This window comes from Microbulbifer maximicatervae (SeqCode) (assembly GCF_052467695.1).
On record NZ_CP174320.1, the window covers coordinates 4607897 to 4630193 of the forward strand.

Here is a 22297-nt window from a genome sequence, read left to right on the forward strand (position 1 = left end):
GTAGATCGCTGTCACACTACGGAAAGCCGACATGCAAAAATCGCCATGGGTTGAAAACGCCATCGCAAAAGCGGATGCACACTGGCAGGCATCCAAGTCCACCATTGAGGGCAAAGTATTCAGTGATGTACAGGACAACCAGGGCCTTCAGTATGTCGATATCGTGATGGAAGGTGGCGGTATGCTGGGGATCGCCCTGGTGGGATATACCTACATTTTGGAAAAGGCGGGAATTCGGTTTCGCAAAATTGCAGGAACCTCAGCGGGCGCCATCAACGCACTCTTCTTGGCAGCGGCCGGTACACCGAGCACTGGCAAGAGCGAAAAGCTCTTGGGTATCCTGGCCAATGCGGACTTTGCCAGTTTTGAAGATGGCGAGCGCTATGCGCGCAAAACGGTACAACGCCTGCTCAAGGGCAAAGGCTTGATAAGTAGTTTGGCATTGCACCCCTTCGATTCTATCCGCACCTTGCGGCACCTGCTCAGGCATAAGGGGCTAAATCCGGGAGATACCTTTACCCAGTGGTTACAAACGGAGTTGAAACAGCTGGGCATTACCAACACCGCACAGCTCAACCAGAGAATTAACCAGTTCCCACAGCTTCTGTACCGCGGCACACCAGATCACTTGATAGGTAGCGGCGAGGTTGCCCTGGTGGCAGCGGATATCACTACAGAGACCCGCGCAGTATTTCCAGCCAAGGCGCCGCTCTACTTCGATAATCCGAGCGCAGTAAACCCTGCGGAGTTCGTGCGTGCCTCCATGTCGGTACCCGGTTTCTTTAAGCCCTACACCGTAAAGGGCATCCCCCAATTAAGTGAGTGCAATACTGTCGCCGAGAATTGGCGCAGCATTAAAGGCATCGGTGATCCCAAACGTTTTTTCCGCGCTGGCTTTCCCAAAGATATTGAATTTGTCGACGGCGGCCTTGTCTCCAACTTCCCTTTCGATATCTTCCATAAACCCATAGGCACCCCCAAATTGCCAACATTTGGGATCAAGTTGGAAGTGGACCTGTACCAGCCAAAATCAGATAAGGTAGGAAGGTTTGCGATGGGGCTGATCAGCACTTGTCGCAATATGCTCGACAACCATGTGCGCGCGAGCTTGAACGCTGAATACCATGCGCTGGTAAAAGAAATCCCCATCAACCCCACCGATACCGGAGAAAACCCGCACTGGCTGGATTTTTCCATGCCGGACCACCACTGCGAACACCTGTTCTTATCTGGCGTCAATGCAGCAATTGAGTTTTTGAATCAGGGATTCCACTGGGAGGATTACTTGGTATTGCGCCAGCCGGACTCCTTCTATACCGGGGAAAAGCTGGCTTAAATGCAGGCCCGATGCGATAGTCGCAGCGGGCCCAGCACTCTCATTTAGAAAGAGCGACGACGATAAGAGCGGTAATCTGCACGCCAGAAGTTACGCTCTAGCAAACGCTCTAAATGCTCACGGCTCACCTTGGGCGCAACGCCATCCAATTGCGCCTGGGCAGCTACTGCCCTGGCAATATGCATGCTCACCTCGCGAATATCATTTAGATGTGGCAATAAGGCGCCCTCGCCATCTTTCACCACCGGCGCCTGCTCTGCCAGGGCGTTGGATGCTGCCATCAACATACTGTCAGTCACTTTCGAAGCACCGGAAGCAATCACGCCGAGGCCAATACCTGGGAATATGTAGACATTGTTACACTGCGCTACCGCATAGTGATGACCATCGATTTCTACCGCTGCAAAGGGGCTGCCGGTAGCTACCAAAGCCTCGCCCTTGGTCCAGCTGAATATCTCAGTTGGAGTCGCTTCAGCTCGGGATGTGGGGTTTGACAGTGGCATCACCAAAGGACGGCGGTGCCCCTTATGCAAAGCTTCGATTACTGGCTGGGTAAACAAGCCACCCTGCCCCGAAACACCAATCAGGATGCTGGGCTCAACATTGCCGATCAGCGTCTCAAGATTCCAGCTGGACACTCCATCGTACTTGCTCGGGTCTTGGGCTAGAGCCGCTTGGAAATCGTGTAGGCCTTTCATATCGGAAGTCACAAGCCCGTAGCGATCGAACATAAAGATCTGTTCACGAGCCTCAGCATCGGATAGACCGGCCTGCACTTTTGCACTAACGATTTGCTCGGCAATACCACACCCGGCTGAGCCGGCACCCACTATCGTCACCTTCTGCGCGGCGAGGGTTTCTTGCCAGGTCTTACAGGCAGCCAGGATAGTGCCCAGTGCTACAGACGCCGTGCCCTGAATATCATCATTAAAACAGCACAGGCGGTCGCGATAGCGCTCTAACAACGGCGTGGCATTAGTTTGGGCAAAATCCTCAAACTGAACCAATACCTTGGGCCAGCGACGTTTTACCGCTTCAATAAATTGCTCCAGGAATTCATCGTACTCTTCCTGGGAAATCCGCTCATGGCGCCACCCCATATACATGGGATCATTCAGCAAAGTGCGGTTGTTGGTGCCAACATCCAAGGTGACAGGCAAGGTATAAGCCGGGCTGATACCACCACAGGCGGTATACAGAGAGAGCTTGCCAATAGGGATACCCATGCCGCCGATACCCTGATCACCCAACCCGAGTATCCGCTCGCCATCGGTCACCACAATGACTTTGACGTTCTCTTTAGTGGCGCTGCGCAGTATATCGTCGATATATTCCCGGTCCGGATAGGAGACAAATAATCCCCGGTGGTTGCGATAAATACTGGAAAACTCTTCACAAGCTGCACCTACAGTTGGGGTGTAGATAATCGGCAGCATCTCTTCCGTATGATGTTCGATCAGATAGAAGAACAACGTCTCGTTGTCGTCCTGGATTCCCCTCAGGTAGATATGTTTTTCCAAGCCAGTCTTACACTGCTGGAATTGGAGGTAAGCGCGCTTGGCCTGCTCCTCAATCGTCTCAACGGTATTCGGCAGAAGACCGACCAAATTAAATTCGAGACGCTCTTCCAAGCTAAATGCGCTGCCTTTATTGAGCAGTGGTATTTCCAGTAGGGAGGGGCCTGCGTGGGGGATGTAAAGTGGACGCTTTTCGTTGTTACTCATATGCCTGCTTTTGCCTATCGCCCGAAGCGATGATTATTGCGTAGCCATATTTCAATATGACTGAATTAGCCAACCATGTTCTTGAAGTTGCATAAATGTGCTAACTCAACTGGAGCCGAAGACTATCTATTGTGCCGATAGATAACAAGGCCCCCAGTGTGGCCCAATTCGCGAATAAACAGAGTCGCTCAACTATGCTAGCTGTAATTTATCTTCTCTTCGCAACGAATTCTTTTACGTTAAAAAGCGATCCGACACATTCAGGAAATGGAGCCGCCATCGATGCACAAGAGCAAAGCTGGATTAACCCTGCTCCTCTTTATTCTTGTACTCAGCCTTTATAGTTGCAGTAAAAAGCCCGATGGAGATAAAAATACAAATTCAAATGCCCGACAGACAGAGGGCGCCACTCCAGAAAAACAACCGCCGCTCACGGCGATGGCACCGGAGATAGAAGCGGAGCTGGAAGCCCAACGGGACAGCGATAAACGCATCGCTCGCAATGTCTATTTTGGCGATACACATGTCCATACTGGCTGGTCGGTAGATGCGGGGTTGGATGGCGCAATTCTTACTCCCGATGACGCCTATCGATTTGCCCTGGGAGAAACTGTTACCTCCAACAGCGGACTGAAAGCCAAGCTCAGCCGCCCTTACGACTGGTTCATGATCACCGATCATTCAGACGGTATGGGAGTTATCAGCGAGATCGTCGATGGCAATCCGGAAATGATGTCCAATGCCACCTTGAAGAAATGGCACGAGGCATTAATTTCAGGCAGTGAAGAAGCGACCAATGAAGCAAAAAGTGAAGTCATCGTGCTTCAATCAGAAGGCAAACTGCCCGAGCAGGTAATGGACCCCAAATGGATGAAATCCGCCTGGGAAAAAACCGTTGAAGCCGCAGAGAAATATTACAAACCCGGAGAGTTTTCTACCTTTATCGCCTTTGAGTGGACAGTTAACGCCGATGGTGGCGACAACCTGCACCGCAATATTATTTTTCGTGATGGCGCAGACCGCACTAAGACCCTGCTCCCCCTAACCACCTTTGATACCGAGAACCCGGTAAAACTCTGGGAGTGGATGAAAGCCTACGAAGACAAAACCGGTGGCCGGGTGCTCGCCATCCCCCACAACGGCAATATGTCTAATGGCCGTATGTTTATCGAGCGGCAGTTTGATGGCTCCGAACTCACTCCGGAGTGGGCACAAATGCGCGCCCGTTATGAACCCCTTTATGAGCTGGTACAGGTAAAGGGACAAAGTGAGTCCCACCCTGCCCTCTCCCCGGAAGATGAATTTGCCAACTGGGATCTGTGGGATAGAGGCAACCTGATCTTAAAGCCCAAGCCCCCCGGTGCCCTGCAATACGAGTACTGGAGGGAGGCACTGAAGTCTGGCCTACGCCTGGAGGAGAAGCTGGGCACCAACCCTTTCGTGCTAGGCGCAAACGCAGCCACCGACACCCATACCGGGCTTTCGACACCTGACCAGGACAACTTCTTTGGCAAGTTCAAGACCCTGGAACCCAGTAACAAGGAGCGCTGGGCATTTCCCCTGCTCAAGGGGGTTGGTGGAGAGTACTTCGGCTGGGAACAAGCTGCCTCAGGCGTTACGGGAGTCTGGGCCAGCGAGAATACCCGGGAGGCAATATGGGATGCAATGTACCGCAAGGAGACTTTCGCCACCACGGGCCCCCGGATCTCAGTTCGCTTCTTTGGAGGCTATGACTATAACGATGGGGATATTCGCGGTGATCTGGTCGCCAATGGCTATAAAAAAGGCGTGCCAATGGGCGGGACGCTACCTCACGCCAGTGAGGGACAGGCACCGACATTCCTTATCGCAGCACTGAAAGACCCTGAGGGCGCCAACCTGGACCGTATCCAAATCATCAAGGGTTGGCTGGATAGCAGCGGACTCGCCCGAGAAAAGATCTTTAATGTGAAATGGTCTGGAAGCCGTAAGCTGGATACCGAGGGAAAACTACCCCCAGTTGGGACTACTGTGGATATGAAGACGGCGGAATACACCAACTCCATCGGCTCCCCTCAGCTAATCGCGGTATTCAAAGATCCCGACTTTAACCCCAAGGAAAGAGCCGTCTACTACCTGCGCGCCCTGGAGATACCCACACCCCGATGGACTCTATTTGACAAGGTACGCTTCGGTATTGAAATGGATGAAAAAGTACCCCTTACCCAGCAGGGGCGAGCATTCAGCTCGCCAATTTGGTATTCACCCTAGAGTTAAGGAGCCTCTGAATAACTCCGTGATACCTCTGGCTTGCAGAGCGGTTCACAATCAAGGCGCGGCTTCGCAGGAATGTCTAGACCTTTTAAGAAGTCGCAACGCGGAGTGTGAATCGCTCTGCAAGCCCCGAAGGGCGGGCCTTGAAGGCCGCACCTGCTGCGTTGCAGCTCTTGTAAAGGGCTACGGCCATTCGCGGCGAGCTGCGCCTAACATCTGCAGCCTTCAAGACTCGCAGAGGCATTACGGAGTTATTCAGAGGCTCCTTAAATAGCCCGAATATATACGCGATTCAACTACTTGATGGATATGGCTATCTGAACCTCGTTTCCATCCACATACTGCTCAAAATCTGTGGTGAAAGCTCGCTGATGGGGGCAATCCTCCGCAGCGAAGTAACTCCAAACCTCGCCCCACAAATCAATGGCGACCTGAGGCATTTCCCCTTTGGCGGAAAACATCAGGTATTTGCCTGGCAGTATTTGAATCGACTTGAAATCCTCAGACATATCCTTCGACAACATATCTGAACATGCATAGACATCAAAAAAGCCGGTATGGTCAGATTCGTAGTTGGAGTAAACACCAAATACCTTAGGGTTGCCCCTTAATTTAGGGGCCGCCTCTGCGCCGAAGCGCTCCCACATTGGCGTTATCTTTGCTGTTTTTGGGTCAGACTCATTGGCGTTCTTAGTGCGGGTATAAAAACCCACTAATTCCAGGCCTTCTAATTCTCTAACTTCCATTTCTGTGGACCAACTATTTAGTTATTCGAAGAGTGCCGAATACTATAACAGCTCTCCGGGAACTGGCCAGGCGCACACGGTCACAAGAAATCACAAGTACCTTTTCAAGCTGACTTTACGGATTTCTGCCTTACCTCTGAAGGGGGGTACCCATACATCGATTTATAAAGCTGGGTAAAATAAGATTGACTTGAGAATCCGCTCTCCAGAGCTATATCGACTAAACGCTTATTGGTAGTCTTCAACTGAATATCAGCATGTTGTAACCTACGTTCGTTAATCCAAGCCTTTGGTGACTCAGCTTTAAAGACTTGGCCAAACTTATTCTTGAATGATGTAAGACTCATCCCAATCTGTTTAGCATAATTTGCTACAGACCAGTGCTGAGTAGCATTTTCCTCCATAAATCGACGGAAACGCTCGTTCACCGGATTAACCTGCCGAAGCAGCTCGTCAGCTAAGCGACAACCGCAAGCACCCTTCAGCTTTAAGAGAAGTAATTCTTCCAGCTTTAAATAATTCAAACTCTCATCATTTAACTTGCTAAATGCACTCAGTGAATCCAAAGTAAAGCGCGTGAGATCACACTCTGGAAAAACAAAAGGCCCGCTTTTGGGGAGCGTTGTCACGCTGGATGCAAGAGCATTCTTTGCTTTAATCAGTACTCGAGTGTGTCGCTCATAAAATCGTGTCAGCATGACCGGGCTAATACTCGCACAGATGATTATTAGGTCTTCTCCCTCAGACAAATTATCAACTGTAACATGGCTCATTTCACCCGATAACCAGATCTCCCCCGAAGCCATAGTGAATTCGCAAGCATCACTATTGATATCAGCAACACCTGAAATCACCATTGTCAGATTAAAATCTGAAGAAAACCCAATTGAAAAATTTCCATTTGGTGAAACAAGTATCTTTTGAAACCGAAACAAGTCACCTAAATACTGACTTTCAAATAAGACATTTTGCCTTATGTGAGTGTCCAAATCCTTTTGGCGAGGGGCAATCATGGAATTCACCACTAAATTTACTTCTTTTGTATCTTTACGCTTCACCTGACTCAGCTGAAGCCAAGCTCCAATCACGACACTTTTGTTTCCACTGTGCTCAGGGAGCACTCATCAAGAGATCCGTGCACGGGGTGCGTGGTCGCCAAGGGGGAGACAAAGCCGCTTTCGAGTTCAGCCATTAAAACTCACAATCGTTGAATTGAGCGTTTGAAGAATCATTTGAAAGGCGGATACAGTGAAACTATTTGCAGGACTAAAGTGCCAACCTCTTTGGGAAGGGCAACTTTATTAGCCAGGATAAGTGGGAAGTCTCGTAAATTAACCTATAAAAAGGAGCATACAATCCTGCACTACTTAGCGGGCCCTTCCGAGAAATTCAATTATTCTTCATGCGCGACAAAGCAGGTAGACACCCCAATGCACCCTTTACATTTATTTACACTACCTTAAACGGAACAAGATGAGCCTCTGAGAGCGGAGAATTGTGAGGTTTAAGCATCGCCTATTCTATTAGAAATAGTGTCACCATATGAAAATTACTGACTTAAAAACCCTAAGCATTCACTAGCAGCCCGGTGGTAATGAGAGACCTCAGGTATTTGGCAAAAGATATCTAAAACAGGCCCCATAACCATCTACTGGCTTTGTAAATTATGGAAAACCCAAACAATTTGCCTGATTAAGCCCCTCACTCTGGTGTAATCACCCAAAAACCGCTAGGTAATCACAAAGATACTGCCGGGTAATGCAGCTGTTAACTTAACTATCTTTAAACTTAATAAACATTTGATTTGTACCAGGTATGATTTTTTTCTAAAATGTGAGAAGATAGCTTTTAACAATATCCCTCGGCTCGTCATGACGGACTCTGCACCAAATAGGTGCCATGGAACCAAGTGGAATATTTATTGATAAATTGAGAGAAGTTTTATATATAAACTATGCAAGCGGATAAGGTCATACCCATACTTAACTTCTATTTTTCAATTATAGATTAGTATTTATTAAGATCTTTTCTGTTAACTCTTTAATTTGCCAGTATTAGTAATCAGCAAAACACCCTAAACCAATAAACTCTTAAGCCTTTGAGATTTATGTCAACTAGTTACTCTAAAGAATTAAATCGGCTTGCCCAACTTATGTGGGAGCAAGAAGCGGAGTTGGAGCTTAAGCCCCAGGAAGAGAAAGAAGCAGCCCCTGAAAAGTCCTCAGTCAACAACGCTCCTAATGACGTTTTTTGGGGCAAATGGAAAGGGCGATATATCGTGGTAATGCGCTATATATCGGGTAGAACAACCTCCAATGTTAAGCTCCCCAATATATATGCCGATGAGGCCGATGCCCGCTCTGCCGCCCTCGATATCATTCGAAAATTTCCAGAAGCATCTATTCGCTATCTTTCAGCTAAAGAACTGGCTGTTTACCTATAGCCAACCCTCGAGAGCTTTAGTTGTTGGTTTTTGAGCAGGGTGGCTGCACTGCAGAACCGCCCCCTCATATTATTTATATAGGTCACACTATCGGCGATTAATGCTTTGATATAAATTGACGAACTTCCTCCACAAATACATTGGAGGCAGGCTCACGCCCCAGGAGTAAGTGACCGTCGCTATTGAGACCAACAAATCGAGCGCCAGGTATAGCAGAAGCAATTTCACAGCCCGTCTGAACAGGAATACGCTGGTCCCCTAGTGAATGGATCACCAAAGTGGGCACATTAATCTCTTTGAGCTTGTCCCGCACATCAATACTGCCAAAAACCGATAGGAAGCGGACTGCATTTTCCGGCGAAGTAGTCAGTCGCTGAAACTCATTAAACCACTCTAATTCGCGGGCATTCGCGCTTGGCATAAATGTCGTGGAAAAAATTTGCCGATAAGCAGGGTTATCCTGCCCCCAGCCCGTCGCTGTCAGGGTCATTACTGCTTCGCGCTCTTTTATCGTGGCCTCACTGGCACCTATTCGCCAACCTGCGTGATAACCCCCAAACAAAATCAGCTGCCTAACTCGCTCTGGATGCCTTACTGCATATTCAATAGATACTGCCGCTCCTTGCGATATACCTAGCAAAGTAAAGTTATCAACTTCACAGGCATCGACGACTGTCTCAAGGTCTGTAACAAACGACTCAAAAGAGATATTTTCAACTTCCCAATCCGACAGGCCATTCCCACGCTCATCGTAACGAATAAACTGGTGGTCGACAGAAAGCTCCCGAAACAATGGACTCCATATGGGAGAGTCCCAGTCATGCTCTAAATGACTCAACCAGTTTGCGGCTTTAACTATTGGAAGCCCCTCTCCCATCTTGGCATAGGCAATACGCACACCATCGCTGGCCGTACAAAATTCAACCTTCTGTTGAGTTAGCAGTTTACGCCCCGTAGCTAAATCATCAACGGACTCCTGAACTACCGACTCACCAAGCCTGCAGGGCGACCATGTAATGCCTGCTTTGCGGAATCTTTCAGCAAGCCTTGTCCGTTCAAACTCCACTTCACTACTCAATCCCAATGAGTTCAACAAATGCAGTAACTGCGTTGCAGCGTTTGGGTTATAGGGCTCCAATGCCACCCAGCTGCGGGCCCAAGTTAACTGGTCCGGTATAGGAGCGCCCGGGTGAGAGGACAAGCGGGACAGCACCCTCCCTTGCAATTGAACAATCTCTTGACGTTCAGACAGCAACCACCGTTGAAATAGTTCTTGATCGGGCAGATCGATCCCATCCAGGAAAGGCTCCTGCAGCTGTCGATGGATATCTTCCAGCTCTGCTGCCAGAACGCCGGGGGAATCAAGCTTAAGTGCTATTTCGGCAACATCAATACAAATGCCTTCCGTATCCAAGCTGACACGCTCTCTATCAGCAATGAGGCGCTCTATTTCTGGGTCGTTGACAATGGATCGAATTTTACTCAAAGACCAGCGCAGGGAGGCACGCGGATCATCGGGCAGCTCCCAAAATATCTCACATAAGCGATCTCTCCTGTGAGGTCTCGCAGCCAACAGTAAGAAAGCCAAAAGTGCTCGAGTTTTTCTTGAAGGTGGTAGATTAACTGGGCTGCCATCTCGGGAGACCAGCAGGTCGCCCAGCATTTGGATTGAGATTCCCATTGATAAGTTATTAACCCCTGAAATGTAAGGTACTAGCAGTTCTCAGAGAAAGGCGCCGGTGATTTTCTCAAGGATAATTGTTAGCTGCAAACACCGCTCGCGAAAGATGTGAAACCCTCTGCCAAAACCGCTTACTCCAAGTCGCTTGGCAATGACAGTATAAACCCCACTGTGAGGCTTATCCCTACCCCAAAAAGCGTAATTCACTAGGTTTCTTTGAGGGCCTAGACTGAAATTGAAAGATTGGTCTAATCCGATAGCCTCTTCAAGAGGTACTGAGAACGCCAAAAATAGACCCAAGAAAAGGGCTGAATACACCTGAGCCAGGCGAACATATCATCAGCAATTATAAAAAGTAGAAAAAGTATTGAGAGGCCAAGTGAACGTATTGAAAGTGAGTTAAAAACCTATTTTTACAAACTCAAAAACTATGTCAGCGCGAGACTTATAATTCAGGCGAATAGCCGGAGATTTGACTCACAAAGGCCCTTCAAAGTTTATGCTAAGACACGCACGAAAAACGGAAGGTCAAAATAAAAACTGTATAAGCCTAAAGTAGAAGGGAGAGCGGCTCCTCTAGGTTTACAACCCGTAGACACCCTACCCAACTACCCAAAGTGCTCTTCAAATGCGCAAGCGCTAACTCACAAGCCCTAATTTATCTGTCGCTATGCACAAAGATATCAAACCCCAAAGCCCTTGAAGTTCTATATAATCTCGAATCACTATGATAGTGCTCATACCACTTTCTAAATTGTGAATATTTAAGAAATTTAAACTCACCCTTATTAGGATCAAAAAAGTAACTTACTTTATCAGCAGATGGCTCAACACGAAATGCCATCGCATGTCCCCAACCAGTACCAGCCGTCCTTAAGACGCAGTGGATAGTATTGGACTGCTGCTTGAAGCAGTCTTTGGATTCAAGAACATCAAAAGATGCTGCGAACTGATCTTTCAACGAAGGACTTTTCTTTTTCTGTGCAATACCGCTACCCGCCTGCCCAATATTGCGAAATCCCTGAGATTCCAAATATTGTTTAGTCTCCTTAATCATCTCATGAGATGTGCTAGGCCTGCCCTCACTTCCATTTGCAAACTTAAATCGATACATAGAGGCGAAGCGCTGGGCGACCACCGCTATTTTTGTCTCATCGATACTATTACCAGTCGTTAGAGCATCCTGAAGCCCCGACTGAAGGGCTTTACTGATCCAACTAACTGACAGAGCCTCACAAATCCCACCCTTGGTATGTGGATGCTTTTTGGTGATTTTTGAATAGCTTCCCTGACTGAATTTCCAGGTTAACTGCCCACCGTAATTGGACGCACTTGCATCACTATTCAGTAAACTTGGCATTTTTTATCCTCACATCACAACCGAATATTCGGCTTTATTTATATTATCCGGGCTTTATGCAAACAATGTGCAAATTTAGTGATTAATTATTATTAGAAAAAATATCACCCGAACATTTCCTTTAAAAACCACGACAAAAATTCAAAGACTGCACCTCAACCGATCAACTCATCACAAGAAAGTGACAAACAAAACACTGAGGTATCACCCACCTTTAAGGGAACCTTAAAATTAAAACACAGCTTAGCAATGACTATATTAGTTTGAATGGTCGAAAATATAACGTTTTCAACATGCTATATTTTTACAGACTACAAGTCCACGACAAGCGTTCAATGTCACCATCAGGCAAAACAACCACAAAATAATTATTGTTATTAAAACTCACTACAGGCAACAAGGTATTTCGGTTTACTAAATAGAGACTGGTTTTAAATATACTTATCAGTACAGCAATTTGACTAAACACCCAGTTAATTTTAAATCAATACAATGATTTCATTACCCTCGATAAACAGGCAGCAATCAGTACCTTCCGCTACACCGCATAACGTACTCAAAAGAGACATAAACAAACGATCAGAAGAAAGAATCAATGAACTTGGATCAAAAAGGCTAAAGAGCCACTACATCGTGGCTCTTTTTTGTCTCGGAGGGATACTGCTACTGTTGTGCTCCATACCCGCCAGGGGGAGTTTTAACCTAGGGCGGAAGGAATAAGCCCTGTAAACAACATCAGTTATCTTAAGTATCCTGGCGAACCACTAAACTGCCAAAACCAATCAATAGGCCACCACTAAAACGCTGAACCCATCTTTGCATATTCCCACCAATGGAAGCCACTTTCCACTTCGACAACATAGTCGCAAGTGCCAGAAACCACAGGAATATTATTGATGCATGAAGTGAGACCAGCAGGAAAGCCTCATAGTAACTAGAGCTGCCAACTGAGATAAACTGCGGAAAGGCCGCGAGATAAAACATCGATACCTTGGGGTTAAGAATCTGGGTTAGAAAGCCCTCGCCAAAATTTCGGTATGAGTTCCCAGGAGCTGCTGTAATTGGTAACAATTCATCCCCGGTATCCTTCACGGAAGATTTTGACAGCGTGGCTAATATCGTTTTCACACCCAAATAAACCAGGTAGGCAGCCCCAAGATATTTGATAATTGTATAAACCTCAGACGACTGCAATATAATCGCCGACAAGCCCAAAATTGAAATGGCACCATGGGCAAATGTTGCTGAAACCAGCCCCAAAATATTCTCTACTCCCGGCCTCAGCCCCCTACTAGCTACTGTTTTAAGAATCAGGACGCTATTCGGCCCTGGTGAAATAACCAACAAAAGAGAGATTGCAGCAAATGCGAGGATTTCACTCATAACAATAAACACCTTAAAGAAAGCCAGTGGATAAGGGGTACATCTAAGGGGTATATCTAAGGAAGTCGCCGAGCCAAGGGTTGGCTCGGACCAGGGTCAATACAGGTAAGTTGCCGTACCGGTAGCAATCAATTCATCCGTGTCGTTAAACAACTCCATTCTCGTTACAACCAGCTTGTTACCGGTGCGCAGAATTGAGCCATGGCAGAGAAAGTGTTCTCCCCTGCCCGGCTTTAGGTAGTCTACACGCATGTCGACCGTACCCAGCTTTAATAGGCGATCCACTTTTTCTTTCCAGTGCACATCTCCCAGATGCTGGTAGGCGGCGACCATTGCGGTCAAACCACCAACCGTATCCAGGGCGGTGGCAATTACGCCACCGTGCAGGATATTCTTCCACACATTGCCGATCAACTGTGGGTTCAGTTCAAAGCCTGTGGAAAGTGTGAGCGCCTCCAGGTCCAGGTCGCGCATCTCAAGTCCAATTTGTTGATTAAAAGGAATCTGCTCAAAAAATTCCTTTACCAACGCCTGAAACTCACTGGGTGAGGGTTCTGTCATAGGCGGGCAACCCGGTTGAGCCCATCCAGCGCAGCACTGCGATATGCCTCTGCCATGGTGGGGTAGTTAAAGGTGGTATTAACGAAATAATCGATTGAATTATTCGGTGCTGGCTGTTTCATAATGGCCTGGCCAATATGCACAATCTCAGCAGCCTCTGCTCCAAAGCAGTGAATACCCAGGATCTCGTGAGTCTCGATATGGAACAAAATCTTGAGCATGCCTACGCGCTCACCAGAAATCTGCGCCCGCGCAGTATGCTTGAACAGTGCGCGGCCCACTTCGTAGGGTACTTTGGCTGCGGTGAGCTCTGATTCGGTTTTACCCACAGAGGAAATCTCTGGAAGGGTATAAATCCCGGTAGGCGCATCTTCAATTACTCGATGGCCACGGCCCGCAATCGCTGCTGCAACCGCACGCCCCTGGTCATAAGAGGCACTGGCAAGGCTGGGCCAGCCAATCACATCACCTACCGCAAAAATATTTTCAATTTCGGTACAGTAGTGATCGTCAACGCTCAATTGTCCGCGATGGTTCGCTTCCAGGCCGACATTCTCCAGGCCGAGGGAGCTGGTGTTACCAGTACGGCCGTTACACCAGAGCAGTGCATCCGCATGAATACGCTTGCCGGACTGCATCTCCATAATTACGCCCTGCTCATTGGGCAGTACCCGCGCATACTCCTCCTGGTGGCGAACAGTCACGCCCATATCGCGCAGGTGATAGCTCAGCGCATCAGAAATCTCATCATCGAGAAATTCCAGCAGGCTGTTACGGGTATTAATCAAATCCACTTTAACGCCGAGGCCAGCAAAGATAGACGCGTATTCACAGCCGATAACACCAGCACCATAGATCATAATGGAGTGAGGGGTGTGCTGCATGTCCAGGATCATATCGCTGTCGTAGACCCGTTCGTGATCAAAGTCTACATCGGCGGGGCGATAAGGGCGTGAGCCAGTAGCAATAATAAATTTCTTCGCGGTAATAGTTTCCGCCGCACCATCGGGCATAAGCACCTCGACAGTATGTTCATCGTGGAACTTGGCTTCGCCGACGATCAGCTCAACCCGGTTGCGGGCATAAAATGAAGTGTGCATTTCCACCTGATAGGAAATGACTTTATTCACCGTCTGCATTACCTGGGGGAAAGTAAGGCGGCGGGGTTCACCCAATGCGCGAAAAACGCTCTGGGTGTTATAACGCATCAACTGTTTGACAGAGTGGCGTAGCGCCTTGGAGGGAATGGTACCTTTGTGAGTACAATTACCACCAACCACTTGACGCTTTTCAATAACCGCAACGCGCATGCCCTTTTTTGCTGCGCTCATTGCGGCGGCCTCTCCAGCCGGGCCAGAACCAATTACTACCAGGTCAAACTTTTGCTCTGCCATTAAATGCTCTAATTCTATTTTCCAAACAGAGTCCACAGCGCGCTAACGCCATTTACTCAATACTAAATATACGGTTATCGGCACCACTTGTGCCAATGACATAAAACAACAAGCCCGTTGATCACGGGCTTGTTGGAGAAGGAAAGCTTACTTGCGTTTAGATGCGTCGTAAGCGAGATCTTCAGCAGTCATCTGCTGCTGTCTTTGCCTCTCCTGTTCCTTTTCACACTCATCGTCATCGCCACCGCAGACTGTGCAATCCTGCTTCATGCCGATATTGTTGAGCCCGCCACAAGTTCCCTTCAACGGTTTGTTCTGAACCATGGCCCCGATCGCCATACCGGCAACAACGAGCAACATGGCCACAAAGGCAAATATGAAAATTGTCACTTCTCAGACCTCTCTACATAAGGTTTAAAGCCAGAGCTAGAACGCTCTTCGAAACCTGAATCAGTTTTCACCACCATAAAGACGGCTAGATTATCTCTTTCTGCCAGCGCCATGCCGGCATCAGCACCGAGGACATTGATCGCGGTAGCCAGACCATCGGCTTCTGCACAGGTGTCGGCAATAACGGTTACCGATGCCAATTTGTGCTTAATGGACCGCCCGGAGCGTGGGTCAATGCTATGGGAGTAACGAACACCATCCCTTTCGTAGTAGTTGCGATAGTCTCCACTCGTAGCTACTGCCTTCCCACTCACCGCGATTGGCTCCTGCACCATCTGCCCTGCCGCGCTGGGTACTTCAATGCCAATTACCCAGGTCTTACCCTTTGGATTCACACCCTTAGTTCGCAGTTCACCGCCAATTTCGACCAAGTAGTTTCGAATACCCAGGTCTTCCAATAGCTCCGCAACCCGATCAACGCCATGGCCCTTGGCAATCGCTGAAAGATCCACCTCAACCGGGCGGCTCTTGATAACAGTGTCTGGCTTACGGGTCAGGGTTAACGCATCGGAACCGACGACGGTTAGCAGATCGGCAATGTCTTTATCTGAGGGGATATGCTCCGGTTCGGGCTGGGGACCAAAACCCCACAAGTTGACCAGAGGGCCGACCGTCACCTCGAAAGCGCCTTCACTGCGGCGATAAATATCCAGGGACATTTCCAGTACATCCGCCAAGTGTTGGCTAACCGGGATCGCCTGCCCTACCGGGCTTTGGTTAAAGCGCATTAACTCAGAGTCGTCGATATAGGTCGACATCTCCTGGTTGACCTGCTGCAACTCATCGTCGATCAACTGCTGCAACTCACCCTGCTCCAGCCCAGAGGGCACCTGAACGACGGTGATGTGATAGCTGGTTCCCATGGTGCGGCCAGCCAACTGCCAGGACTCCGGCGAAGGAGCACAAGCCGATAAAATTACAGCCGCCCAAAGCAAAAACAGGGCCGTAAAGACGGGCCCTGTTTTTGAGTTTGTCGGGCCTGTGATTGCTTTTAGCAAGCTAAGCCCTCCAATTATCCGCCGAAGTCATCCAGCAGGATATTTTCATCTTCTACACCCAAGTCCTTGAGCATATTGATGACTGCCGCGTTCATCATGGGCGGCCCACACATGTAGTACTCACAATCTTCCGGAGCCGGGTGGTCCTTCAGGTAGTTTTCATATACCACGTTGTGGATGAATCCGGTGTAACCGGTCCAATTGTCTTCCGGCTGCGGATCGGACAGAGCCACATGCCACTGGAAGTTATCGAACTCGGAAGCCAGACCGTTGTAGTCATCTTCGTAGAACATCTCGCGCAGGGAGCGCGCGCCGTACCAGAAGCTGATCTTACGGGTGGAGTTCAGGCGCTTGAGCTGATCAAAGATGTGTGAGCGCATTGGCGCCATACCGGCACCACCACCGATAAATACCATCTCGTTGTCAGTTTCCTTGGCGAAGAACTCACCAAAGGGACCGTACACCTTAATCTTGTCACCTGCCTTCAGGCTGAAAACGTAGGAAGACATCTGACCCGGCGGAATGCCCTCAGTGCGGGGCGGCGGAGTCGCGATACGGATGTTGAACTTAACAACACCTTTCTCTTCCGGGTAGTTAGCCATGGAGTAAGCACGAACCACTGGCTCGGTCACTTTGGACTCCAGCTTGAAGAAGCCAAAGTGCTCCCAGTCGCCACGGTACTGCTCTTCGACATCGAAGTCGGCAAACTTGACATGGTGAGCCGGAGCTTCCAGCTGTACGTAACCACCAGCGCGGAAGTCAACGTTTTCACCTTCGGGCAGACGCAGGGTCAGCTCTTTAATAAAGGTGGCCACGTTCGGGTTGGATTCCACAGTGCATTCCCACTGCTTAACACCAAACACCTCTTCCGGCACTTCGATTTCCATGTCTTGCTTAACCGCAACCTGACAGGAAAGACGCTTGCCTTCTTTTGCATCGCGCGGGGTAAAGTGAGCCGCTTCAGTCGGCAGCATATCGCCACCACCGGAATTCACCTTACAGATACACTGCGCACAGCTGCCGCCGCCGCCACAGGCGGAGGCCAGGAACAGGTTGTTGGCAGCCAGGGTTTGCAGCAGCTTGCCGCCGGCCGGTACGGTGAGAGTCTTCTCACCGTTAACCAGGATGTTGACGTTGCCGGTGTTTACCAGGCGCGAGCGGGCCGCAAGGATCACCGCTACCAGCGCCAAAACGATGACGGTAAACATCGCTACGCCGAGGATAATTTCAATACTCATTCTATTGTTTTCCCCGCTTAGATATCGATGCCACCGAAGGACATGAAGCCCAGGGACATCAGACCAACAGTTACGAAGGTGATACCCAGACCTTTCAGTCCATCCGGAACGTCACTGTACTTCAGCTTTTCACGAATACCGGCCAGAGCGGTAATCGCCAGTGCCCAGCCGAGGCCAGCACCGAAGCCATAAGCAACACTCTCGCCAAACGCGTACTCGCGCTCAACCATGAACAAGGAAGCACCCATGATGGCGCAATTCACGGTAATCAGCGGCAGGAATACACCCAGCGCGTTGTAGAGAGCCGGTACATATTTATCCAGGAACATCTCCAGGATCTGTACCAGTGCCGCAATTACACCGATGTAGGACAACAGGCCGAGGAAGCTCAAGTCCACGTCGGGGTAACCGGCCCAGGCCAGTGCACCGTCTTTCAGCAGGTAGGTGTAGATCAGGTTGTTCACTGGTACTGTCAGAGTCAGCACCACGATAACCGCAACACCCAGGCCAATAGCGGCCTCGATCTTCTTCGATACCGCCAGGAAGGTACACATACCGAGGAAGAAGGCCAGCGCCATGTTTTCAACGAAAACGGCGCGGATAATCAAAGAAATATAATGTTCCACGGATTAGGCCTCCTGCGCTTGGGAATTAGGCGCAATCTTGAACTCATCTTCTTCCACCTGTGCCGGTTTCCAGGCACGGATCGCCCAGATGAACAGGCCGATCAGGAAGAATGCACTCGGCGGCAACAGCAGCAGGCCGTTGGGGATATACCAACCGCCGTTGCTCACGGTAGTCAGGATATCTACACCGAACAGTTTGCCGGCGCCGAAGAGTTCACGAACCACCGCGAGACCGATCAGGATCACACTGTATCCCAGACCGTTACCAAGACCGTCGAAGAAGCTGGGCAGCGGCGGGTTCTTCATAGCGAAGGCTTCCGCACGGCCCATTACGATACAGTTGGTAATGATCAGACCAACGAATACAGACAGCTGCTTGGAGATGTCGTAAGCCAGGGCCTTGATCAGCTGATCTACCAGGATTACCAAAGAGGCAATCACGGTCATCTGTACAATGATACGGATGCTGTTCGGGATCTGTTTGCGGATCAGGGATACCGCAACGTTGGAACAGGCCACAACCGAGGTCAGTGCGATACACATTACCAGGGTAACCTGCAGCGAGCTGGTAACAGCCAGTGCAGAACAGATACCCAGGATCTGCAGCGCGATCGGGTTGTTGTTAAAAATCGGCTCTAGCAGAGTATCTTTAATTTTCATGCTTATGCCTCCCCTGCTTTCAGGTTTTTCAGGAAGGGACCATAACCCTGGTTACCCAACCAGAAGTTCACCAGGTTGCTAACGCCCTTACTGGTCAGAGTTGCACCAGACAGGCCATCTACTTCGTGAATCGCATCTGGGCTGTTGGGGTTAACCTGACCCTTGATCACTGCGATATCCACGTCGCCCTGGTTGTTGAAGACTTTCTTACCAATCCACTGGGCTTTCCAGTTGGGGTTGTCAACTTCACCACCCAGTCCCGGAGTTTCCTTGTGCTCGTAGAAGCCGAGGCCCGCTACGGTGTCGAGGTTGCTCTCCAGAGCGAGGAAGCCGTACAGGGTGCCCCACAGGCCATAACCGCGAATCGGCAGAATGATCTTGTCCAGCTTGCCGTCTTTCTCTACCAGGTATACCTCTTTGGTATTTTCCCGGCGGATAATTTTGGCAGTGTCCTCGTCAGCCGGCAGTTTTTCACTGTCAGACGGGATCTTGGCAGCAGCGCGACCGCTGCCACCAGCCGGAGCCTGATCGGTAAACTTACCGGTATTCAGGTCGACGTATTTGATTTTTACGTCGGCGAAGGCCTTTTCGACTTCCGCTTTATCAGCGTGAGAGTCTTTCAACAGGCCGCCAGCCATCAGTACGTTGCGCTTCATGTCCAGCTCGGCATTCGCCTGCTGGGCAGGCTTCAGCATTACCGCAGCGGTGGATACCACTACGGAGCACACCAGGCACATTACCAGCGCGACAATCAGAGTACCGGTTACGGAATCTTTATTAGCCACGTGCCAACCTCCGTTTGATATTGGACTGCACCACAAAGTGGTCAAACAGCGGAGCGAACAGGTTGGCGAACAGAATCGCCAGCATCATGCCTTCCGGGAAGGCCGGGTTCACCACACGAATCAGGACAACCATCACCCCGATCAGGATGCCGTACCACCAGCGACCGGTGTTGGTCATCGCAGCGGATACAGGGTCCGTAGTCATAAAGATCAGACCGAAGGCAAAACCGCCCACTACCAGGTGCCAGTACCAGGGTACCTGGAACATCGGGTTGGTCTCGGAACCAATCATGTTAAACATGAAAGAGGTGGCCATCATGCCCAGCAGAGTGCCGGCTACGATGCGCCAGCTGGCGATCTTCATGCCCATCAGGATTACGCCGGCAATCAGGATAGCCAGGGTAGAAGTTTCACCAATGGAACCATGGATCTGACCGAAGAAAGCGTCGAACCAGGTTACCTGGCCAACAGCAGCATTGACGATACCGTTCTGGATACCTTCGCTGGCCATAACAGACAGCGCAGTAGCACCGGTATAACCGTCAACCGCAGTCCAAACCGCATCTCCAGACATTGCTGCCGGATAGGCAAAGAATACGAAGGCACGGCCGGTAAGAGCCGGGTTGAGGAAGTTCTTGCCGGTACCACCGAATACTTCCTTACCGATAACCACACCGAAGCTGATGCCCATAGCCACCATCCACAGAGGCAGATCCGGCGGACAGGTCAAGGCGAACAGGATGGAGGTTACAAAGAAGCCTTCGTTGACTTCGTGACCGCGCACCGCAGCAAACAGGACTTCCCAGATACCGCCCACAATAAAAGTGACCGCATAAATAGGCAGGAAGTACATAGCGCCGTAGACAAAGTTGTCCCACAGGCTAGCTGGGTTGTAGGAAGTCAGAGCGCCGATAATGGCGTGACGCCAGCCGGACAGATCCGGGTTGGTCATACCTTCCAGAATGGTGTTGGACTGGAAACCGATATTCCACATACCGTAGAACGCCGGGATCATAGCACAAGCCCAAACGGTGATCATAATACGCTTCAGGTCGATACCGTCGCGCACGTGAGCAGTGGTTTTGGTCTTGTCTGCCGGCTGGAACAGACCGGTGTCAATCGCTTCAAACAGGGCGTAGAACTTTTCGAACTTACCGCCTTTGTGAAACTTGGGTTCGATCGAATCGAGGAATTTACGCAACATACTTACCCCTCCTTCTCAATACGGGTCAGGTTGTCCCGCAAAATGGGGCCGTACTCGTACTTGCCCGGACACACAAAGGTGCACAACGCCAGATCTTCTTCGTCCAGCTCCAGTGCGCCCAGCTTCTGAGCCATTGCAGTATCGCCAACGATCAGGGAGCGCAGCAACTGAGTGGGCAGTACATCCAGCGGCATGACTTTCTCATAACTACCGACCGGTACCATGGCACGCTCAGAACCGTTGGTGCTGGTGGTGAAGTTGAACAGCTTGTTCTTCACCAGGCGCGACAGATAAATCGGGAATACAGAGAAACGCTTATTACCAGCACGCAGATAGTGCAGGAACGGACGCTCATCGCCCTCTTCCAGTACAGAAATCTGGTTGTGGTAGCGACCCAGGTAAGCCATCGGGCCAGCAGCGGTGCGGCCACCGAATACAGAGCCGGAGATGATGCGATCGTTATCGCCTTTCAGCTCATCAGAAGTCAGGGTTTCCAGACTGGCACCGAGGCGGGTGCGCAGCAGACGCGGCTGCTTGACCTGAGGGCCGGCCAGGGAAATGACGCGATCGGTAAACAGCTTACCGGTGGTAAACAGTTTGCCTACGGCGATCACATCCTGGTAATTAATGGTAAATACACTGCGGTTGCCAGAAACTGGCTTCAGGTAGTGGATGTGGGTACCGGACAGGCCTGCCGGATGGGGGCCGGCAAAGGTTTCGCGGCGAATATTCGCTGCGCTCGGTACTGGAATATCCGCATCTGGAGCAGTACAGACGTAAGTGGTTTCTGCCAGTTTGGAAAGAATCTCAACGCCCTGGGAGAAGGCTTTGGGATTCTCAGCAATCACTACTTCTGGATTGGCTGCCAGAGGGTTGGTGTCCATCGCATTGATAAACACCGCTACCGGCTCAGCGTCCAGGGCGGGAACGCGGCTGAACGGGCGGGTGCGCAGTGCGGTCCACATGCCGGACTCAACCAGGTTTTCAACGACCTGTTCGCGAGTCAGACCAGACAGCTTATCTGCGCTGTAGCTTTGGAACTGTTCCGCTGCATCGCCGTCTATGCCAATCACGACGGATTGCAGAACACGACGAGCGCCACGGTTAATCGCAACAACACGACCGGCAGCAGGCGCTGTGTAGCGCACGCCTTCAGTTTTTTTGTCGCTAAACAACAGCTGACCAAGATTGACGCGGTCCCCTACAGCCACTGCCATTGTCGGCTTCATCCCGTGATAATCGGGGCCGAGAACAGCAACGGTCTTGATCGCAGGTCCTTTTTGAATGACCTGCTCGGGCGCGCCGGATATGGGTAAGTCCAATCCCCGACGGATCTTTCTCATACGCCTATGCCTAAGTTTCTAGTTTAAAAAAATTGCAATAGGACCCACCGTCCCATACCTGGGATGACGGGTCCTATTGTGGAATTCCGTGCTGCGAGGGCTTATGCCGTAT

At 50.0% G+C, this 22297-nt stretch carries 19 protein-coding genes; 3 read left to right on the plus strand and 16 right to left on the minus strand.

Annotated elements, in window-relative coordinates:
• Positions 1-31: 31 nt before the first annotated feature.
• Positions 32-1336, plus strand: coding sequence for a patatin-like phospholipase family protein (locus ACJJI8_RS20200; RefSeq protein WP_282932345.1), 1305 nt, complete (start codon positions 32-34; stop codon positions 1334-1336).
• A 44-nt stretch (positions 1337-1380) separates the two neighbouring features.
• Here ACJJI8_RS20200 and ACJJI8_RS20205 read toward each other — a convergent pair whose 3' ends face one another.
• A complete protein-coding gene (locus ACJJI8_RS20205; protein WP_282932344.1) occupies positions 1381-3060 on the minus strand; it encodes an NAD-dependent malic enzyme in 1680 nt (559 codons plus the stop codon).
• Between the two features lie 282 nt (positions 3061-3342).
• Between ACJJI8_RS20205 and ACJJI8_RS20210 the strand changes: the two genes are divergently transcribed.
• The gene (locus ACJJI8_RS20210; protein ID WP_444933525.1) at positions 3343-5310 is read left to right on the plus strand and encodes a DUF3604 domain-containing protein; all 1968 of its coding nucleotides are present in this window, start codon (positions 3343-3345) and stop codon (positions 5308-5310) included.
• Positions 5311-5609: 299 nt separating this feature from the next.
• On the opposite strand, the gene ACJJI8_RS20215 is transcribed toward ACJJI8_RS20210, so the two are convergent.
• Both ACJJI8_RS20215 and ACJJI8_RS20220 read right to left on the minus strand, forming a co-directional pair.
• Positions 5610-6059 carry a GyrI-like domain-containing protein gene (locus tag ACJJI8_RS20215; protein WP_413662422.1) on the minus strand — a complete coding sequence of 150 codons (450 nt, stop codon included), beginning with the start codon at positions 6057-6059 and terminating at the stop codon, positions 5610-5612.
• Positions 6060-6163: 104 nt separating this feature from the next.
• Entirely contained in the window at positions 6164-7117 is a 954-nt protein-coding gene (locus ACJJI8_RS20220; protein ID WP_444933526.1) for a helix-turn-helix transcriptional regulator, read from the minus strand.
• A 1049-nt stretch (positions 7118-8166) separates the two neighbouring features.
• On the opposite strand from ACJJI8_RS20220, the gene ACJJI8_RS20225 reads away from it, so the two are divergent.
• A complete protein-coding gene (locus ACJJI8_RS20225) occupies positions 8167-8502 on the plus strand; it encodes a hypothetical protein (RefSeq protein ID WP_413662424.1) in 336 nt (111 codons plus the stop codon).
• Between the two features lie 97 nt (positions 8503-8599).
• Here ACJJI8_RS20225 and ACJJI8_RS20230 read toward each other — a convergent pair whose 3' ends face one another.
• From ACJJI8_RS20230 to ACJJI8_RS20290, 13 genes are all read right to left on the minus strand, one after another.
• Positions 8600-10183, minus strand: a complete 1584-nt coding sequence (locus ACJJI8_RS20230) for a bifunctional AfsR/SARP family transcriptional regulator/alpha/beta hydrolase (protein ID WP_444933527.1) — start codon at positions 10181-10183, stop codon at positions 8600-8602.
• Between the two features lie 658 nt (positions 10184-10841).
• Positions 10842-11543, minus strand: coding sequence for a YopT-type cysteine protease domain-containing protein (locus ACJJI8_RS20235; protein WP_444928183.1), 702 nt, complete (start codon positions 11541-11543; stop codon positions 10842-10844).
• A 744-nt stretch (positions 11544-12287) separates the two neighbouring features.
• Positions 12288-12926, minus strand: coding sequence for a LysE family translocator (locus ACJJI8_RS20240; RefSeq protein ID WP_444911025.1), 639 nt, complete (start codon positions 12924-12926; stop codon positions 12288-12290).
• 96 nt (positions 12927-13022) lie between these two features.
• A complete protein-coding gene (locus ACJJI8_RS20245; RefSeq protein ID WP_444933528.1) occupies positions 13023-13487 on the minus strand; it encodes a thioesterase family protein in 465 nt (154 codons plus the stop codon).
• Positions 13484-14881 (minus strand): Si-specific NAD(P)(+) transhydrogenase, encoded by a 1398-nt coding sequence (gene sthA, locus ACJJI8_RS20250; RefSeq protein ID WP_444933529.1) that lies wholly within the window; start codon positions 14879-14881, stop codon positions 13484-13486. The genes ACJJI8_RS20245 and sthA overlap by 4 nt, the downstream gene beginning before the upstream one ends.
• Positions 14882-15028: 147 nt before the next feature.
• A complete protein-coding gene (nqrM, locus tag ACJJI8_RS20255) occupies positions 15029-15271 on the minus strand; it encodes a (Na+)-NQR maturation NqrM (RefSeq protein WP_282932334.1) in 243 nt (80 codons plus the stop codon).
• Positions 15268-16329, minus strand: a complete 1062-nt coding sequence (locus ACJJI8_RS20260) for an FAD:protein FMN transferase (RefSeq protein WP_444933530.1) — start codon at positions 16327-16329, stop codon at positions 15268-15270. The genes nqrM and ACJJI8_RS20260 overlap by 4 nt, the downstream gene beginning before the upstream one ends.
• A gap of 14 nt (positions 16330-16343) precedes the next feature.
• Positions 16344-17567 carry an NADH:ubiquinone reductase (Na(+)-transporting) subunit F gene (nqrF, locus tag ACJJI8_RS20265; protein WP_108733652.1) on the minus strand — a complete coding sequence of 408 codons (1224 nt, stop codon included), beginning with the start codon at positions 17565-17567 and terminating at the stop codon, positions 16344-16346.
• Positions 17568-17584: 17 nt separating this feature from the next.
• The gene (nqrE, locus tag ACJJI8_RS20270; RefSeq protein ID WP_020413086.1) at positions 17585-18193 is read right to left on the minus strand and encodes an NADH:ubiquinone reductase (Na(+)-transporting) subunit E; all 609 of its coding nucleotides are present in this window, start codon (positions 18191-18193) and stop codon (positions 17585-17587) included.
• A 3-nt stretch (positions 18194-18196) separates the two neighbouring features.
• On the minus strand, positions 18197-18853 hold the full coding sequence (locus tag ACJJI8_RS20275; RefSeq protein ID WP_282932331.1) for an NADH:ubiquinone reductase (Na(+)-transporting) subunit D: 657 nt from the start codon (positions 18851-18853) through the stop codon (positions 18197-18199).
• Positions 18854-18855: 2 nt separating this feature from the next.
• The gene (locus ACJJI8_RS20280; RefSeq protein WP_282932330.1) at positions 18856-19638 is read right to left on the minus strand and encodes a Na(+)-translocating NADH-quinone reductase subunit C; all 783 of its coding nucleotides are present in this window, start codon (positions 19636-19638) and stop codon (positions 18856-18858) included.
• Positions 19631-20842: an NADH:ubiquinone reductase (Na(+)-transporting) subunit B gene (locus tag ACJJI8_RS20285; RefSeq protein WP_108733655.1), complete on the minus strand. Its 1212-nt coding sequence runs from the start codon at positions 20840-20842 to the stop codon at positions 19631-19633. Before ACJJI8_RS20285 ends, ACJJI8_RS20280 begins: the two co-directional genes overlap by 8 nt.
• A gap of 2 nt (positions 20843-20844) precedes the next feature.
• Positions 20845-22185, minus strand: a complete 1341-nt coding sequence (locus ACJJI8_RS20290) for a Na(+)-translocating NADH-quinone reductase subunit A (protein ID WP_444933531.1) — start codon at positions 22183-22185, stop codon at positions 20845-20847.
• Positions 22186-22297 lie beyond the last annotated feature (112 nt).